Raw genomic sequence first — 251 nt, 5'->3', positions numbered from 1 at the left:
AACGACTATGCCGGCTACAGCGTCCTTCACGAAGCGGCGAAGCAGGGGAACACGGAACTCTGCCGAGAACTGGTGTTCGCAGGGGCGGACTGGAACAAAGAGTGTAAGCTCGTCGGCGAGCAAGGCTTTGACAACTACGTCAACGGCTTTCGAAACGAGCCTGGCATGAAGCCCATCGATTTTGCGAGCAAACGAGAGACCAAGTCGTTCTTGAGCAACGCTGAGAACGAGCTGCGATGCCACAACCGATC

At 56.2% G+C, this 251-nt stretch carries 1 protein-coding gene; it reads left to right on the top strand.

Annotation, left to right across the window (positions count from 1 at the left end; all coding sequences use genetic code 11):
* Positions 1-251: ankyrin repeat domain-containing protein (locus tag RMT89_RS44440; protein WP_315889437.1), on the top strand; the 251-nt coding region annotated here is incomplete at both ends.

Source organism: Streptomyces sp. P17 (assembly GCF_032436805.1).
Classification (GTDB): Bacteria; Actinomycetota; Actinomycetes; order Streptomycetales; family Streptomycetaceae; genus Streptomyces.
This window is presented reverse-complemented; position numbering and strand designations above follow the sequence as displayed.